Below are 16,255 nucleotides of genomic sequence, written 5' to 3'. Positions count from 1 at the left end.
GCGATGCCTCTCAAGCAGCTCTACGCCGCGGCTACCGCTACTGGCGCAGCCGTAGCAGCACTCTCCGCCCCGCAGGCCATGGCAGCAGACGCCCAGACCGTGATGTTCGGCGATTCTGTCTTTGCCAACCCAACCTATGGCCAAGTTGGCACGACCTCGAGCCTGTCCCCTTCGGCGGGCACTACGCTATCGTCTGCCACCCACGGCATCGAAGACGCCCCGGGCGTGCCGTCCCCACAGGGTTGCCCGCAGGGTCAGAGTAATGTTGGCCGCGAATTGGGGCGGGTTTCTGGTCAGCACGTAGCCAACTACGCCTGCTCTGCGGCAAAGGCCGCCGGCCAATCGCACCGTAAGGACTTCGATGAGCAGATCAACGGAGCCATTGCCAATAATGATCTCAATGACGAGACGAAGAACGTTTTGATTCAGTTTGGTGCCAACGATCTCCAGGAAATCGTGCGCCCATCTCTTTCTTCTTCCAACCCCTACTACGACGGCATGAAGAATTCGATCCAGCGGGTCCGCCACGCCGCCCCGAATGCCCGCATCACCGTCGTAGGCTATCCCGCCATCTCCGCCCGCAATGGCGCAGTATGCCCGCTGCGCACCTCCGCCCCGGGCTCCTCTGAAGCCGGATTCAACATGGACTATGCAGGCCTGATTCGCACCGGTGAGGACCAGGTCAATAGCGCAATGTACAAGGCAGCACGCGCGAACGGTGTGCAGTACTACGACCTACGCGCCGATTCCATTGATCACAGCATGTGCGCGCCGGACAGCTCCCGCTGGATTTCCGGCAAGTGGGAGTATTCCGTACCGCACAACCTCTTTAATCACCTCACGCACCTGGGCAACCGCAACGTTGCCCAGCTGCTCAATTCCAAGGTGTTGGCTCACTAAGCGGGCAGTTCAGTAAATTCCTTCGTCGCGGCGGTAATGATCTTCGGCGCACCATCGGTGATGATGAGGGTATCTTCGATGCGCACGCCGCCCTTGCCAGGAACATAGATGCCCGGCTCGATGGTCAGGGTCATGCCGGCGGCGAGTTCGCCCTTACCGGTCTGTGCCGCGGACGGGGCTTCGTGGACGTCTAGGCCCACGCCGTGGCCCGTCGAGTGTACAAAGTAGTCGCCATAGCCGGCGGCGGAGATGACATCGCGGCAGGCGGCGTCGACGTCGGCAAGCGTAGCGCCCGGCACCGACGCTGCCACGCCTGCCTTTTGGGCGCGGAGCACCACATCATAGATTTCCGTGGCAAAGTCATTCGCCGTGCCCACCACGTAGGTGCGGGTGCAGTCGGAGTTGAAACCGCGCAGGTGCGCACCGAAATCGATGGTCACGAGGTCGCCGTCCTCGATTACTCGATCATCGGCACCATGGTGCGGCATCGCCGAGTTCGGGCCAGAAGCCACGATGGTATCGAAGCTCACTCGCTCCGAACCGAGCATGCGCATCCGATATTCCAAATCGGCAGCCACCTGGCGCTCGGTGCGTCCGGCACGCAGCTCACCAGCGGCGAGCAGATCCTCCAGCGCCTGATTAGCCAGGGCGGCAATCTCTTCCAGCTTTTCTAGCTCGAGCGAATCCTTGACCAAGCGAATTTTTTCAATGACCCCGGCGATGGGAACTAAGGTAACCGACTCCGGGGCGGACTTTTCGAGGTCCTTCAGTTCAGAGACCGAGAGGTAGTCGGCTTCAAAACCGACGCGGACTGGACCCTCGACATCGGCAAATTGCTGCAGGAGCACCTTCCCTACCGCGCGGCCCTGGATAGCCTCCAGATCGGGAACCTCGCGGGCGATCTGCGTGGTGTACCGGCCGTCGGTAGCAACCTGCGCGGTAAGGTCCTTTCGCAGCAATAGCCCGCCATTCGAGCCGGAGAATCCCGAAAGGTAGCGCACGTGCGTGAGGTGGGTGACCAGAACGGCATCGATGCGCTGGCCGGCTAGTTCCGCGGCAAGCTTGCGGCGCCGGTCACTAAAACGGGTATCTGCCAAAGCCATGATTTCATCCTTTTAGGGTCGACTGCGGTGTAGAAAGTATCCACCCAGTATATCGGCCCCGCCACCGCAGTTGGGCGGATTTCTTTCTTTGCCGGCTGCCGCCCAGCCCGTTCGTGGGGTGCCTATTGGCAGAGGTAATCCACTGCCACCACGTAGCCGAAGACACCCAACCCCGCGATGACGCCGCGGGCGATAGGGCTGAGATAGGAGTGATGACGGAAAGGCTCGCGCGCATGCACATTAGAAATATGCACCTCTACGAATCCGGCGCCATCGGCTACCTCTGCCAGGGCATCCCGCAGGGCCACTGAGGTATGGGTAAAACCGCCGGGGTTGATAATCACTGGGTGCCCCGCATCCGCGGCGGCATGCACCTTCTCAATGAGCTCCCCCTCATGGTTGGACTGAAAGCACTCTACTTCTGCGCCGTGCGCGGCGGCGCGCGAGGAGATCATCTCTTCTACATCTGCCAAGGTGGTGGACCCGTAGACATCCGGTTGCCGCTTTCCCAAGCGGTTCAAGTTCGGGCCGTTGAGGACAATAATCTTCATTTCTACTCCGAAATCGCGGCGTAGGCCGCCTCTAGCTCTTCCATACCGGGGCCTTCGAGACGGGTGGTCTCGCCCACCCCGGTCAAGGCTACAAACCGGATCTTTCCGTCGCGGTTCTTCTTATCGTGGGTCATTGCCTCATACAGGTCCGTGAACTGGCCCGGCCTATACGTGGTCGGTAGCCCAATGCTGTGCAGGATACGGCGGTGCTTTTCCACCAGTTCCGCGTCAATGAGGCCGCGCGCATGCGCTAGGTGGGCGATAAACATCATACCCACGGCCACCGCGTTGCCATGGCGCCACTGATACTGTTCATGGCGCTCCACCGCATGGCCAAAGGTATGGCCGTAGTTGAGCGTTTCCCGCAGGCCCGATTCTTTGAGGTCCTCGCCCACCACCGCGGCTTTTACCGCGATGGAGCGCTCAATCAATTCTGGAAGGTAGCCCTGCGGGTCCACGCATGCGCCGGGGTCACTGTCATAGCGTTCAAGGATCTCCGGGTCATGGATGAATCCGGTTTTGATGATTTCTGCCGAGCCAGCAATGATCTCTGCCGCGGGTAAGGTATCCAGGCGCTCGAGATCCACAAACACAGAATCTGGCTCATGAAAGGCGCCAACGAGGTTCTTGCCGGCTGCGGTATTGATGCCGGTTTTGCCGCCGACGGCCGCGTCAACCATGGCCAATAGCGTGGTGGGCACCTGAATAACCTTGATGCCGCGCATCCACCCGGCCGCGGCGAACCCAGCCAGATCGGTGGTGGCGCCACCGCCGAGGCCGATGATGACGTCACGGCGGTTAAAGCCCTTCTCCCCCAGCTGATCCCATACGCCACCAATGACGCTGAGCTGCTTGGCGGCCTCGGCATCGGGGATATCGATAAGTGTAGGCTCCACCCCCTCAGCGGCGACGAGTTCCGCTAAGCGCTCGGCTGCGGCACGCAGCGGCGGCTGGTAGATAATGCCAGCCTGGCCTGCACCAATCTGCGCACAGCGCTGCGCGATGTCCCGGTTGAGATCGGTGCCAATGCGAACTTCATAGGGCTGTGGTCCATTAACGGCAATGCTGGGCATGGTGGTCCTTTCCGTTCGACGCCGAGCCAGTGGGGCGAGAGACTAGTGCTAGCGCGGCGGGGAATCTACAGGGTATCGAGAAAGCCGAGGATATCGCCCACCACCTGCTGTGGGGTCCGGGCATCGGTGCGTACCCGATAATCGGCCACCTCCTGGTAATACGGGCGACGCGCCTCCACGAGGTTGCGGTAGTGCTCGAGGGGATCTGCGGCCGCGAGAACCGGCCGATTGCTATCCCCAGACGTCCGCCGTGCACCTTCTTCAGGGGAGATATCCAAAAAGATGACGGTATGGCGCTCCAGCAGCCCACGGGTCGAGTCCGTCAGCACTGCCCCGCCGCCGAGGCTGACGACTCCACCAGTGCGCAGTGCCGCAGCAACGTGCTCGGCTTCAAGCACACGAAAGTCTGGTTCACCCAGCTCGCTAAAAACTTCCCCGCACGGCTTATCCTTAGCCTGCTCAATTAGGTGATCTGAATCCACCAGTTCGCAGCTCAAGGCGTGGGAAAGGCGGCGGCCGATGGTGGATTTACCCGCACCTGGCGGGCCAACCAAAACAACGCGTGGACGGGGCAGGCCCGTAACGGCGGTTGGGGTGGTCATAACTTACTCCTGGTCAAAAGCAAGGCGGTCCGAAACGTATTTATCATACGCGGCGATGGCCGCGGAGGTTTCTTCGAGGCTATCGCCACCGAATTTTTCTAGCACGGCGCGCGCAAGGACGAGGGCAACCATGGCTTCTGCAACGACGCCCGCCGCCGGAACCGCGCACACATCGGAGCGCTGGTGGATGGCAGTAGCTGCAGCGCCGGACTCCATATCGATGGTGCGCAAGGCACGCGGCACGGTAGAAATCGGCTTCATTGCCGCCCGTACGCGCAGCTGCTGCCCGTTGGTCATGCCGCCTTCGAGTCCGCCTGCACGGTTGCTAAGGCGGGATACGCCTTCTTCGGTTCGCACCATCTCATCGTGGGCAGCGGAACCGCGACGACGGGCTTCAGCAAAGCCATCGCCAATTTCCACGCCCTTGATAGCCTGAATACCCATCAAGGCACTGGCCAATTGGGCGTCCAAGCGGTCATCGCCGGAAATATGCGAGCCCAGCCCAATGGGCAGACCATCGACCACAACTTCAACGATGCCGCCCAAGGTATCGCCTTGCTTCTTCGCGGCCTCAATTTCCGCAATCATGGAGGCTTCCGCCGCCTTATCGCAGGCGCGGACCGGCGAGGCATCGATAGCCTCGATGTCCGCGAACGCTGGCGCAGGCCCCTCATAAGGCTCGGAAGCGCCAATGGAAATCACGTGGGAAAGAACCTCGACGCCGAGGGTCTCGCGCAGGAAGTTACGCGCAACGGTAGCTGCGGCCACTCGCGCCGCCGTCTCACGCGCAGAGGATCGCTCGAGGATGGGGCGTGCTTCCCTGTGGCGATATTTCACCATGCCGGCAAAGTCAGCGTGCCCGGGGCGCGGCCTAGTCAAGGCGGCACCGCGGCCGGAATTCATCGCCTTGATGGTGTCTTCATCCTCCATATCCAGCGGATCGGCCGACATGATGGTGGTCCACTTGGGCCACTCCGTATTGCCAATCATGATGGCGATGGGACTACCCAAGGTAAGCCCATGGCGGACTCCACCCAGCACGGTCACCTCATCGGCCTCAAACTTCATACGGGCACCGCGGCCATAGCCTAGGCGGCGCCGGGAAAGCTGATGGGAAATATCGGCGCGGGTAATGGGGACCCCAGCGGGCATGTGCTCCAGCATCGAAATAAGAGCTTGGCCGTGGGATTCACCTGCAGTAGTCCAACGAAGCATGCGGGTATTATCGCACGGCCTGGCCAATCCAGTACCAACTTGGCCCCGCAATATATTCTTCCACCCCCTCAAAGAGGGTGCGCACATGCGATAACGACCGTTGCCGCTAGCAACATAGCAGGGCCGTGCGGGCTCTCCTTCTGCCCACTGCACGCAGACCAGATCAGTGTCAAAACGGAGGCGCAGCCGCTTGCCGCTACCACGCCCATAAACCCGGCCACATGCCCCACCAGCATTCCCAAGGGCCAGGCGAGTTTAATGTCGCCTCCACCGACTCCTGCACGAGCTAGCCCTAACGCCAGGTACATCCCCGGCCACCAGAGCCCACTCCAATTGACAACGGCGAACGACAGCACCGCAGCTGGAAGCGTCAGCCAGTCTGGCAATCGGCGCTGCCGAATATCCCACCAAGACAAGGCTGCTGCCCATAAACAATAGATAATTCCCCCGAGTATCAACACGGGGATCACTCTAAGGCACACCGTGAGGAAGCGCTGAGCGCCTATGCCTACATGGCGAAGTCTGCAGCTCCTGCTGCACGGGGTTACAGCCCGCGCTTGCCGACGCCCCCCCTTTACTTAGTCGTCTGCGACCGCCGCTGCAGCTCTTGGTGCAATGCTTTGAGCATCTCTTCCCGCGGCGCAGCCACCCCGGTAAACTGCTCGAACTGGCTAAATGCTTGGTGCGCGAGCATGACATGCCCGCCGACGGTCTTGTACCCATTGGCCGCCGCGCACGTGGTCAGCGGTGTAGGCCAGGGATCATAGATGACGTCCAGCACCGGTGCGTGGGCGAGGTCAAAGACATAGTCTTTCACCGCCGCGGCTGGAACCGTGGACACAATGACATCGACGGCGCGAGCCAGCGCGGATAAGTCCCCGTCGAAACTGACAAAGGAAAGTTCCAGCCCTAGGTTCTGCGCGAGCGGCAACAGTTCGGCGCTGCGGTCGGAACGGTTGAGGACCGTAACCTTTTTCACCCCGCGCTCAGCGAGCGCCCACAACGCGGGACGAGCGGTGCCCCCAGCACCAATGAGCAGCGCATGAGCTGCTGGATCATCCCCCAGAAGTTCGGCGAGCGCACCGCGTACGCCCTCTGTATCGGTATTGTCCGCATACCAACCATCAGCCCTGCGCACCAAGGTATTTGCTGAGCCAATCAGTTGGGCCCGGTCGCTTACGGTATCCGCAAAGCGGAGGGCGGCAAACTTGCCGGGCATGGTCACGGAGAAACCAACAAACTCTGAGTCGCTTGCCGCCACCAATTCCGGCAGCCCCTCCGCCGATGTTTCAAAGCGGGTGTAGTCCCAACTGGCCAGTCCGGCGGCCTCATAGCCAGCATTGTGGAGCACCGGAGACAAGGAGTGCTTGATGGGGCTACCAAGGACCGCCGCACGTGGCATGGTGTTTCTACCTCTTTGTGGTTGTCACGACTCTACTGGGCGGGCTGCTCGGCAGCGGCGTCGCCGTTGCCGGAACCAGCGCCTTCGCCTTCGCGCTTGGAGTCAAGCACGCCGGAGCGGATGGCGTCATCGACGCGGCCCAAGTGCTCATCGTAGCTATCGGAGAAGACGGTAGTGCCCTCCTGGTCCACGGTGACGAAGAACTTCCAGTTGCCCTCGGCCGGTTCTTCCATGGCCTTGATTGCATCGTCCGAAGGAGAAGCAATCGGGGTATCCGGTAGGCCCTCCTTGGCATAGGTATTCCACGGGGTCTTCTCCTCACGGGCCTCATCGGTGGTGGCCAGTTCAACGTCTTCCAAGCCGTAGTTCACGGTGGAGTCAAACTCCAGGCGCATTGGCTCGTCCAAGCGGTTGAGGATAACGCGGGCAACCTTGTCGAACTCGCCTGCCGGCGCCTCGCGCTCCACCAAGGAAGCGGAGGTGAGCAGCTCATAAGGGCTCAAGCCGATAGCCTGGGCGCGTTCCTCAATATTGGTCTCGTTGTAGCGCTTGGTGGAGCGGGTGATGAGATCCTTCAGGATATCCTTGGCCTCCATATTAGGGTCCAAGACGTACTGGCCTGGGGCGATAAGGCCCTCAATGCGCTTGGGGTCATTGCCGCGCTTGTTGATAGCGTCCAAGGCCCACTCCGGTGCGCCCAGCTCGGATGGGTCGGTTTCCGCCGCAACCTTTTCCAGGTCCTCCTTCTTCAGGCAGTTGCCATCGTTGCAGCTGACCTCAGAAATCAGGGAGTAAATGCCGTAGCGAACGTCTCCGCCCACAACCTTGACGTCCTCCAAGGTGGCGCCACCTTGGACCTCGAGCATGTCCACGCGGTTATTCTCATCCAGCAGTGCCTCGACTGCTGCATCCGCGCTCATTTCTTCCTGCAGTCGATAGAAGCCCGGCTGGATTTGGCTTGCGCTGTGGTTCATCGACGCAGCAGAATCGAAAGCGTCTTGCGTCTTCACCACATTCTTCTCTACCAATGCAGGTCCGAGCTCGGACATGGACGAGCCTTCCGGCACTTCCACCAGCTGGGTGGTACCGTTGCCGGTTCCTTCATAATCGGCGGAGGTATTGCCGAGGCGGAATCCGATGTAGATAAGGGCGCCAAGGATGACGATGATCGACGCAATGACAACGGCAATGCCGCGCTGGCGGCGCTTGACGTATTTCGGCTCCATCGATCGGCCGAGGCGTTCTTGGTTACGGCTCACGTGTTTTAGTCTCCTGAGTCTGAAGGCTGGTCTATTGCATCATGGGATCGTAGCGCGCTCGCGCGCCCATCCAACCAAGTCTGCAATATCTCCACCGCTGCTGCTTGGTCGATGACTTTACGGCCCTTCTTCTCGGACACGCCGGACGCGCGCAGCGCGGTGGTTGCTGCCACGGTGGTCAGACGCTCATCAGCCAAACGTACTGGTGGTGGAACTTTATCTATACTTGCATCTCGATTCAACCGACGGCGGATCCGAAACGCAATTTCCTTAGCATGTTTTACGCTTTTTGAGCCATTTCCCTGCAGGTCCCGTGGCAGACCTACGATGACCTCAACTGCGTCGTAGGAATCAATGAGTTCCAGGATGCGGTCAATATCGCCCTTATCGCGGTCCTTGAACCCGGTTTCCCGGTGCACGGTCTCCACTGGGGTGGCAAGCGTGGCTTCCCTATTGGACACTGCCACGCCAATGCGCACCGTACCGACATCGAGTGCGAGCCGGCGGCCCTGCCCCGGATCATCAACTCCGGGGGAATCTGGTTCCACTTTTGCCACGGTCGAACTCCTACAGGGACTCAAGCATGTCCTTGACGGCTGCAAAGCCGCGCTCAGCGCCGGCTGCAGTAGAACCAGAGCCCTGAGCCATATCCGGCTTACCGCCGCCACGGCCGTCGACGTACTGTCCAAACTCCTTGACGATGTCGCCGGACTTTACGCCGCGGCCAACAGCCTTGTCCGTGGCCGCCGCAATGAACGGGAACTTGCCCTTGTCCTCGGCACCCAGGACGATAACAGCTTCTTCCTCGCGCAGGCGGTTGCGCAGGTCCGTAGCAACGGTGCGCAGGTCGCCACCGGTGGTGCCTTCCGGCAAGGTCAGCGCAATGACCTTGAATCCATTGATGTCCTTGGCCGCGCTGACGAACTCGGAGGCACGTGCAGCCAGCTGCTGCTTGCGAAGGGTTTCAATTTCCTTCTCCGCTGCCTTGAGCTTCTCAGACAGCTGAGCAATGCGGTCTGGCAAATCCTCGGTCTGTACCTTGAGCTCGCGGGAGACGCCTTCTACCAAGGCGGTTTCCTTGGAGTAGTAACGGAATGCATCCAAACCGGAGTAAGCCTCGATGCGGCGAGCACCAGAGCCGACAGAAGATTCACCCAGAACGGACACGGGGCCGATTTCGGAGGAGGAACCAACGTGGGTACCGCCACAGAGCTCGATGGAGAACGGTCCGCCGATTTCTACTACGCGGACCTCCTTGCCGTAGTTCTCACCGAATAGCGCCATAGCGCCCATGGCCTTGGCCTCCTCCAGGGAGGTCTCAATGGTGTTGACCGCAAAGTTGGAGTCGATTGCCTGGTTGGTAATCAAAGCAATCTCCTCCAGCTGTGCCTGGCTGAGCTGCTCGGTGTAGTTGAAGTCAAAGCGCAGGTAGCCCGGGCGGTTCATGGAGCCGGCCTGGACGGCGGTGGGGCCAAGCACCTGACGCAGTGCGGCGTGAATGAGGTGGGTTGCGGAGTGCGCCTGGGTGGCACCGTGGCGCCACTGCTCGTCGACGGCCGCCTCAACGGACATGCCCAAGTCAAGGCCGCCGGCGGTAACCGTAGCCTTGTGTACCCACAGCTTCTTGCCAATCTTCTGGACGTCATTAACCTCAAGGAGGGATTCGCCGGCCATGATGCGGCCGCGGTCTGCCATCTGGCCGCCAGCTTCGGCGTACAGCGGGGTGTGGTCCAAGATGACCTCAACCTGCTCGCCCTCGCGTACCTGGTCGACTTTCTCGCCGCCGCGGACGAGGCCGATCACGCGGGCGTCGGAAGTAAGCTCCTCAAAGCCAGTGAAGACGGTGGGGTTATTGTCCACCCAGTCGCGGTAGAGGGAAAGGTCAGTGTGGCCGTGCTTTTTGGCCTGATTATCGGCCTTTGCGCGGCGGCGCTGCTCGCCCATGGCGTCGTTAAAGCCATCCATGTCAACCTCAAGGCCGGCCTCCTGGGCCATCTCCAAGGTCAAGTCGATGGGGAAACCGTAGGTATCGTGCAGCTCAAAGGCCTTCTCGCCCGGCAGGACCTTTGCGGTCTTCGCGCGGGAAGTGGACTTGAGCTCCTGGACGGCATCATCGAAGAGGCGGGTGCCGGACTCGAGGGTCTTCAGGAAGGCCTTTTCCTCATTCACGGCAACGCGCAGGATGCGCTCACGGTTGTCTGCAATCTCCGGGTAGGATGGGGTCATGGTGTCCATGACCGTATTCATGAAGCGCTCCATAGTCGCGCCCTTAGCGCCCAGCAGCTTGGCGGAACGGATAATGCGACGCAGCAGACGGCGCAGGATGTACCCGCGGCCCTCGTTGCCCGGGGTCACGCCATCCAGGATGAGCATCATGCCGGTACGGGAGTGGTCAGCTACCACGCGGAAGCGGATATTGTCCTCGTGGGAGGCCTTGTCACCATAGGTGGCGCCGGTAAGCTCCTCGGCTACGTCAATGACTGGGCGCAGCAGGTCCGTTTCATAGACGTTGTCTACGTCCTGCAAAATGCAGGCCACGCGCTCGATGCCCAGGCCGGTATCGATATTCTTCTTGGGCAGCTCGCCGACGATCTCAAAGTTGCCCTTGCCAATGCCCTCGCCACGCTCATTTTGCATGAAGACCAGGTTCCAAATCTCCATGTAGCGGTTGTCATCGGCAATCGGGCCGCCGTCCTTGCCGTACTCAGGACCGCGGTCATAATAAATCTCGGAGCACGGGCCACAGGGTCCAGGGATACCCATGGACCAGTAGTTGTCTTCCATGCCGAGGCGCTGAATGCGCTCTTCTGGAACTCCGATCTTGTCGCGCCAAATTTCGGCGGCCTCATCATCATCCAGGTAAACGGTGACCCACAAACGCTCTGGGTCTAGGCCAAAGCCGCCCTCATCAACGGAGCCGGTAAGCAAGGTCCACGCATTGGTGATGGCGCCTTCCTTGAAGTACTGGCCAAAGGAGAAGTTGCCGGCCATCTGGAAGAAGGTGTTGTGGCGGGTGGTAATGCCCACCTCATCAATGTCCAAGGTGCGCACGCACTTTTGGATGGAAGTGGCAAGGCCCTTGGCAAAGGGCGGGTTCTGCTGGCCTAGGAAGTAGGGCTTAAACGGAACCATGCCGGCATTAACGAAAAGCAGGTTAGGGTCATCCAGGATCAGCGAGGCGCTTGGTACTGCCTCGTGACCAGAATTGACGAAGTGCTGGGTAAACCGTTCCCGGATCTCATGAGTCTTCACGAGCAACAATCCTAACTGTCTGAGCTTTCATCTTCTATCAAGAAGTTTCTAACCCGCCCAACTCTACCCTTCGCTGCACAGCAATTTCCCATCGGTGGTGATCAGCGAGGCCGGCGAGCGTTTTTGCCTGGGCCGCGCTTGCCACGAATAATGCTGCGCAAGCGGCCTATATAGTCATAAACACGCTTCTCAGCCCCATGATCGGTCGGCTCATAGTACACAGAGCCCTCCAGCTCATCGGGCAGGTACTGCTGCTCTACTACGCCGCGGGGATCATCGTGGGGGTAGACATAGCCCACGGCATTTCCCATCCGCTTGGCGCCCTCATAGTGCCCATCGCGCAGGTGCGGTGGCACGTGGCCCACCTTGCCGGCCGCTACATCGGCTTGCGCCTGCGTGATGGCAGAAATGACCGAGGGAGACTTGGGCGCGGTGGCCAGGTGAATGGTGGCCTGCGCCAGCGGAATTCGGGCTTCTGGCATGCCAATGAGCTGAGCGGCCTCGGCCGCCGCCACGGCCACCTGGAGCGCGGTGGGATCGGCCATACCGATGTCCTCGGAGGCGTGCACAATGAGCCGCCGGGCAATAAAGCGCGGATCCTCCCCGGCTTCTACCATGCGGGCGAGATAATGCAGCGCAGCGTCGACATCGGAGCCACGAATGGACTTAATAAACGCGGAAACCACGTCATAGTGTTGGTCGCCATCGCGGTCATAGCGCACCACTGCCTTATTGACGTTGTCGGTGACCGTTTGTGGGGTAATCTCCCCGCCATCGTCAACCGCCTCGGCCGCGGCCTCGAGATAGGTCAGCGTGCGCCGCGCATCGCCACCGGCGAGGAGTACCAACTGATCCAAGGCTTCATCGGTAATCCGAATCTTGCGCTCGCCCAAGCCACGGTCGCTTTCGAGCGCGCGCTTGGCGACGCCCCTTAAGTCATTATCGCTTAGCGAATGCAACTGCAACAACAGCGAACGAGACAAAAGCGGCGCGACGACGGAGAAGGAAGGGTTTTCCGTCGTTGCCGCAACGAGCAATACCGTACGATTTTCCACGGCTGCGAGGAGTGCATCCTGCTGGGTTTTGGAAAACCGGTGCACCTCATCAATAAAGAGCACGGTCCGCCGGCCGTGAATGAGCTCTTGCCGGGCGTGGGTGATGACCTCGCGAACCTGCTTGACGCCCGAATCGAGGGCGGAGAGGCCCACGAAGTTCTGCCCCATCTGGCTGGCGATGAGCGAGGCAATGGTGGTCTTTCCGGTACCCGGTGGCCCGTACAAAATGACGGAGGCCTCTCCTGATCCTTCCACGAGGCGGCGCAGTGGCTTGCCGGGGGCCAGAAGGTGGTCTTGCCCTACTACCTCATCCAGGTTTTGGGGACGCATCCGCGCCGCCAGTGGGGACCCAGCGTGGGTGGCGAAAAGGTTCTTCCCCGGCAGCGGCGACGCGCTGCGGTCCGGAGTGGGCCCGCCAAATAATGAGTCTTGAGACACTGGAAAGCTACCTCCTATAAGGGTGCGGGCACATCGTGATTGTCTATTCGTCATCCAAGCGGCGCGCAATGGCGCTGCCGAATTCCGCGATGGGCGCGCAGGCGGGGCCATCGCAGCGCGCGGCATATCGAGATAGCGCCTCAAAGGTTTCATAGAGGTCGCGGCGCACGAGCAATTCATCTTCCGTGAACGGACCGTGGTTAGCAGGGCGCAAGATGGAGCGCTGCGGATCGTGGACCACTTCGGCTTCACCCCTGGCTAGGGCAACCAGCCCTTCGATGCCGCCGGCGTGCATCGTGGTCACGCTCGATAGCGCCCAGCCAATAAGCGACGCCACGATAAGGCCGTGGATTTCCTCCGCATTAGAAAAGAGCGGCCACACCTCAGATACGGCACGAGACCAAGCAGAGATGAAAATATCTGCCTCTTCGTCCGTAATCGGCTTGGAGAAGAGGAACTGCGGGAAGCCGGCGATAACGCAGGCTACGTCGAAGCCAACATTGCGGAATCCTGCCCATTCATAGTCCAAGAAGTGCAGGCGCTGGGACACAATGATGTTATCCGGTGAAAGGTCGAAGGGAGTAAAGGCCCGGTCCTTGCCGGATGCCAGGGAGCGTGCGGCTTGACCCGCTAGCTCTCGGAAGCTCGCCGGTGCTTCAAGCCCGGCTTTATCCAGCAAGTCGAGGCCGATGCCAATGGAGCGCTCCAGCGCCTCATCGCGCACGGACTGGTGCGGGGCCAAATCCGGATTCTTGCGCAGCATCCTATTGAGCAAGGTTTCATAATCTTGCTCATGGCCTGCGGTTCCAGCGTGCATGTGCCCCAACGCACTGCCCAGCGAGCGCAGCACCCGCACGCGGTCATCATCGGTGGACTGTACGAGGACGTCGGCAAGCGTTTCGCCCTCGCCCAAGTCCGTCAACACAATAATGCGCTGCTCCAGATCGTGGGCAAGAAGCACCGGCCCCGGACGCACGTCCTCAGATAGCGCGGTGGTGAACTGATAAGCCACCACCTCGCGCAGCATCGCGGCATCATCGACGCCATAGCCGGTGACCGGGTTGTACTTAATAACTACCGAGCGGTGCGGCAGGAAGGCTCCAGGGGCAATCCTGGCGCGCAGGACCATTGCATTGCCGGAACCGTCCAAGCGCTCCACGCTCGACATCTCCGGGGTCCCACCAAAACGGCGCGACAGCATCTCCGAGGCGGCCTTGATGACGTCCTCGGGTGATAGCACAGCTTCGTTATCAACCATAGTTCTATCCAGTATGCCCCCTCACACCAAAGCGGGGTCACAAGTTCGCCCGCAGCGAAATTGCCGCGGACTACGATGTGCCCCGCACGGTGCGCCTTAAAGGCTGAGGATTAAGCTACCCGCTTACTTCTCCTCAACGGTTTCTGACGTAGTGGAACCGGCATTGTCCTGTTCCTTCATCTTTTCCGGCTTGTAGTCTACGCCGGTCTCCTTGCGCTGTGCAGCAGGGATTGCCGCAGGGGCGTCGGTAAGCGGATCCACGCCGCCGCCGGACTTCGGGAACGCAATGACGTCGCGGATGGAGTCGAAGCCGCCCAACAGGGAGACGATGCGGTCCCAGCCGAAGGCGATGCCGCCGTGTGGTGGGGCGCCGTACTGGAAAGCATCGAGCAGGAAGCCGAACTTCTCCTGAGCCTCTTCGTCACCGATTCCCATGACGTCGAAGACGCGCTTCTGCACGTCCTGCTGGTGGATACGGATGGAGCCGCCGCCGATCTCGTTGCCGTTGCAGACAATGTCATAGGCGTATGCCAGTGCCTCGCCCGGGTTCTGGTCAAAGTTGTCCAGGTACTCCGGCTTCGGGGAGGTAAAGGCGTGGTGAACCGCGGTCCACTTGGAGTGACCCAGTGCGACGTCGCCAGAAGCGGTCGCATCAGCAGAGGGCTCAAAGAGTGGAGCGTCTACAACCCAGGTGAAGGCCCAGTCGCCTTCCTTGATAAGGTCCAGCTTCTTGGCAATCTCGCCACGTGCAGCGCCCAGGAGGGCACGGGAAGACTTGGTGTCACCAGCGGCAAAGAAGATGGCGTCGCCCGGCTTGGCGCCGACGTGATCTGCAATGCCCTCGCGCTCGGCGTCGGTAATGTTCTTAGCTACCGGACCGCCCAGGGTGCCGTCCTCGCCCACGGTGATGTAGGCCAGGCCCTTGGCTCCACGCTGCTTTGCCCACTCCTGCCAAGCATCGAACTGACGGCGTGGCTGAGAGGCGCCGCCTTCCATGACCACGGCGCCGACGTATTCGTTCTGGAAGACGCGGAAAGTGGTGTCCTTGAAGAACTCGGTGCACTCTACAATCTTGATGTCAAAGCGCAGGTCCGGCTTATCGGAACCGTAGTACTTCATCGCATCCGCATAGGTCATGCGCGGGATCGGAGTCTTGATCTCGTAGCCGATGAGCTTCCACAGCTCGGTGACGATCTCTTCCGCCAAGGCGATGACATCGTCCTGGTCTACAAAGGACATTTCCACGTCCAGCTGGGTAAACTCCGGCTGGCGGTCAGCGCGGAAGTCTTCATCGCGGTAGCAACGCGCGATCTGGTAGTAGCGCTCCATGCCGGAGACCATGAGCAGCTGCTTGAAAAGCTGCGGGGACTGCGGCAGTGCATACCAGGTGCCTGGCTTCAAGCGTGCTGGAACCAGGAAGTCGCGCGCACCCTCCGGGGTGGACCGGGTCAGGGTTGGAGTCTCGATCTCAGCAAAGTCATGCGAATCCAGCACCTTGCGGGCCGCGCGGTTGGCTGCAGAACGCAGGCGCAGTGCCTGTGCCTGGCGCTCGCGGCGCAGGTCCAGGTAGCGGTATTTCAGGCGAGTCTCCTCGCCTACCTCACCCGAGGTGGAAGGATCATCAATTTGGAATGGCAGCGCTGCGGACTTATTCAAAACCTCAAGATCCGCGACATTGACCTCAATCTCACCGGACGGCAGGTTGGGGTTTTCCGAGCCTTCTGGGCGAGGCTCCACGGTACCGGTGACCTTAACGCAGTATTCGGAACGCAGGTCGTGGGCGCGCTCCGCCACGTCAGATTCACGGAAGACAACCTGGGCGATGCCGGAGCGATCGCGCAGGTCAATGAAGATCACACCACCGTGATCGCGGCGGCGGGAAACCCAACCGGTTAGGGTGACGGTCTCTCCTGCGAGTTCTTTGCGGAGCTCACCTGCTAAGTGGGTACGCAGCACTGTTGTTCAATCCCTTCTGAAAATTGTGTCACTTGCGGGTCCCGCCACGCGTAAACAGCGCGCGCCAAACCAAGCACAAGACTAGGAACGCGCACAATTCTACATCCCTACCGGTACGCGGAGCGCAGTTAGGTGGACGCAAGCTAACCCCGAAGGCCGCAGAAGAGCCACCGTTTCCCTCCTTCGGCCTC

At 60.7% G+C, this 16,255-nt stretch carries 14 protein-coding genes; 1 reads left to right on the top strand and 13 read right to left on the bottom strand.

The window, feature by feature from the left end; all coding sequences use genetic code 11:
* Window positions 1-3: 3 nt before the first annotated feature.
* Entirely contained in the window at window positions 4-900 is an 897-nt protein-coding gene (locus QP884_RS07630) for a GDSL-type esterase/lipase family protein (RefSeq protein ID WP_284821573.1), read from the top strand.
* Here QP884_RS07630 and QP884_RS07625 read toward each other — a convergent pair.
* The 13 genes from QP884_RS07625 to aspS form a co-directional block, all read right to left on the bottom strand.
* Complete coding sequence (locus QP884_RS07625; RefSeq protein ID WP_284821572.1) at window positions 897-2,003, bottom strand: aminopeptidase P family protein; 1,107 nt, start codon at window positions 2,001-2,003, stop codon at window positions 897-899. The genes QP884_RS07630 and QP884_RS07625 overlap by 4 nt on opposite strands.
* Before the next feature lie 122 nt (window positions 2,004-2,125).
* Complete coding sequence (gene aroQ / locus QP884_RS07620) at window positions 2,126-2,554, bottom strand: type II 3-dehydroquinate dehydratase (RefSeq protein WP_284821571.1); 429 nt, start codon at window positions 2,552-2,554, stop codon at window positions 2,126-2,128.
* A gap of 2 nt (window positions 2,555-2,556) precedes the next feature.
* Window positions 2,557-3,627, bottom strand: coding sequence for a 3-dehydroquinate synthase (gene aroB / locus QP884_RS07615; RefSeq protein WP_284821570.1), 1,071 nt, complete (start codon window positions 3,625-3,627; stop codon window positions 2,557-2,559).
* A gap of 65 nt (window positions 3,628-3,692) precedes the next feature.
* Window positions 3,693-4,229: a shikimate kinase gene (locus QP884_RS07610; protein WP_284821569.1), complete on the bottom strand. Its 537-nt coding sequence runs from the start codon at window positions 4,227-4,229 to the stop codon at window positions 3,693-3,695.
* Window positions 4,230-4,232: 3 nt separating this feature from the next.
* Window positions 4,233-5,444 (bottom strand): chorismate synthase, encoded by a 1,212-nt coding sequence (gene aroC / locus QP884_RS07605; protein ID WP_284821568.1) that lies wholly within the window; start codon window positions 5,442-5,444, stop codon window positions 4,233-4,235.
* A 68-nt stretch (window positions 5,445-5,512) separates the two neighbouring features.
* Window positions 5,513-5,905, bottom strand: coding sequence for an A24 family peptidase (locus tag QP884_RS07600; RefSeq protein WP_284821567.1), 393 nt, complete (start codon window positions 5,903-5,905; stop codon window positions 5,513-5,515).
* Window positions 5,906-6,018: 113 nt separating this feature from the next.
* Window positions 6,019-6,846 (bottom strand): shikimate dehydrogenase, encoded by an 828-nt coding sequence (locus tag QP884_RS07595; RefSeq protein WP_284821566.1) that lies wholly within the window; start codon window positions 6,844-6,846, stop codon window positions 6,019-6,021.
* 32 nt (window positions 6,847-6,878) lie between these two features.
* A complete protein-coding gene (mltG, locus tag QP884_RS07590) occupies window positions 6,879-8,072 on the bottom strand; it encodes an endolytic transglycosylase MltG (RefSeq protein WP_284821597.1) in 1,194 nt (397 codons plus the stop codon).
* A 38-nt stretch (window positions 8,073-8,110) separates the two neighbouring features.
* Window positions 8,111-8,662: a Holliday junction resolvase RuvX gene (gene ruvX, locus QP884_RS07585; RefSeq protein WP_284821565.1), complete on the bottom strand. Its 552-nt coding sequence runs from the start codon at window positions 8,660-8,662 to the stop codon at window positions 8,111-8,113.
* Window positions 8,663-8,672: 10 nt separating this feature from the next.
* Complete coding sequence (gene alaS / locus QP884_RS07580) at window positions 8,673-11,357, bottom strand: alanine--tRNA ligase (RefSeq protein ID WP_284821564.1); 2,685 nt, start codon at window positions 11,355-11,357, stop codon at window positions 8,673-8,675.
* Window positions 11,358-11,458: 101 nt separating this feature from the next.
* Window positions 11,459-12,850, bottom strand: coding sequence for a replication-associated recombination protein A (locus QP884_RS07575; RefSeq protein ID WP_284821563.1), 1,392 nt, complete (start codon window positions 12,848-12,850; stop codon window positions 11,459-11,461).
* Window positions 12,851-12,893: 43 nt separating this feature from the next.
* Window positions 12,894-14,108, bottom strand: coding sequence for a phosphotransferase (locus QP884_RS07570; RefSeq protein WP_239282287.1), 1,215 nt, complete (start codon window positions 14,106-14,108; stop codon window positions 12,894-12,896).
* A 123-nt stretch (window positions 14,109-14,231) separates the two neighbouring features.
* Window positions 14,232-16,064: an aspartate--tRNA ligase gene (gene aspS, locus QP884_RS07565; protein ID WP_284821562.1), complete on the bottom strand. Its 1,833-nt coding sequence runs from the start codon at window positions 16,062-16,064 to the stop codon at window positions 14,232-14,234.
* Between the last annotated feature and the right edge of the window lie 191 nt (window positions 16,065-16,255).

This window comes from Corynebacterium tuberculostearicum (assembly GCF_030229345.1).
Classification (GTDB): Bacteria; Actinomycetota; Actinomycetes; order Mycobacteriales; family Mycobacteriaceae; genus Corynebacterium; species Corynebacterium tuberculostearicum_G.
This window is presented reverse-complemented; position numbering and strand designations above follow the sequence as displayed.

Excerpts from the sequence above, each read along its gene's own strand:
- QP884_RS07630 (WP_284821573.1), top strand. The coding sequence starts at position 4 with ATGCCTCTCAAGCAGCTCTACGCCGCGGCTACCGCTACTGGCGCAGCC.
- QP884_RS07625 (WP_284821572.1), bottom strand. The coding sequence starts at position 2,003 with ATGGCTTTGGCAGATACCCGTTTTAGTGACCGGCGCCGCAAGCTTGCC.
- aroQ (WP_284821571.1), bottom strand. The coding sequence starts at position 2,554 with ATGAAGATTATTGTCCTCAACGGCCCGAACTTGAACCGCTTGGGAAAG.
- aroB (WP_284821570.1), bottom strand. The coding sequence starts at position 3,627 with ATGCCCAGCATTGCCGTTAATGGACCACAGCCCTATGAAGTTCGCATT.
- QP884_RS07610 (WP_284821569.1), bottom strand. The coding sequence starts at position 4,229 with ATGACCACCCCAACCGCCGTTACGGGCCTGCCCCGTCCACGCGTTGTT.
- aroC (WP_284821568.1), bottom strand. The coding sequence starts at position 5,444 with ATGCTTCGTTGGACTACTGCAGGTGAATCCCACGGCCAAGCTCTTATT.
- QP884_RS07595 (WP_284821566.1), bottom strand. The coding sequence starts at position 6,846 with ATGCCACGTGCGGCGGTCCTTGGTAGCCCCATCAAGCACTCCTTGTCT.
- mltG (WP_284821597.1), bottom strand. The coding sequence starts at position 8,072 with ATGGAGCCGAAATACGTCAAGCGCCGCCAGCGCGGCATTGCCGTTGTC.
- QP884_RS07570 (WP_239282287.1), bottom strand. The coding sequence starts at position 14,108 with ATGGTTGATAACGAAGCTGTGCTATCACCCGAGGACGTCATCAAGGCC.